1 pseudogene is annotated in these 654 nt (G+C 56.9%); it reads right to left on the reverse strand.

What is annotated here, in order from left to right:
* Positions 1–611, reverse strand: a pseudogene (locus M0814_RS28965) (hypothetical protein); the annotation flags it as partial.
* Positions 612–654 lie beyond the last annotated feature (43 nt).

Here is a 654-nt window from a genome sequence, read left to right on the forward strand (position 1 = left end):
TCAGGGTCGATGAAGTCTCCCACGGCCTCCTTGACCGTCGGTGCGGCCAGGCGGTGGGCTACGCCTTCGAAATCGACAAACTGCCCTTTGGAGAGTGGAAGACTGCTGCCGTTGCGTACCAGGTGATAAGAGAACATGACCTGGGTATTGACCAGTTTGCGCACGTCGGCAATGGGCAGCTTGAAATGGTAGTTATGCGGGAGATTGTCGATGATATGGGTCGGGGCAGGGACTTTGATCTCTTCGCCATCCACGGTGGTGCCGAACATGGTCAAGTAGATGATGTCATTAAGCTCGAAGCGCGGTCCGGTGGCCGTGACTACGGCCGTAATGTCGTTGTTGCCCTGTTTATCGACGTCGAGCTTATTGTTGAAAGCCTCCTGAACGATAGGCGCGTTCAGCCGGTCGATGCCGACAGTGACGACGATACGGGTTTCCTTGCACCAGTCTTCCGATTCATTGTCGACCTTGTCGCGTACCTTGAAGGTGACCGCCAGACCAGAGTCGTCGGTGTCACCGACGCGCTCAATGATGGCTTTGGTGATCCAGATCAGAATCGGGTTGGCCACCGGATCGTCGATCTGCGCCTGGGTCACCGGTGTGGAAGCCACAAGGGTGCCACCCCAGGAGAGAAGGATGACGTCGTCCACTGCA

The organism is Pseudomonas sp. MWU12-2020, assembly GCF_023100605.1.
GTDB classification, from domain to species: domain Bacteria; phylum Pseudomonadota; class Gammaproteobacteria; order Pseudomonadales; family Pseudomonadaceae; genus Aquipseudomonas; species Aquipseudomonas fluorescens_H.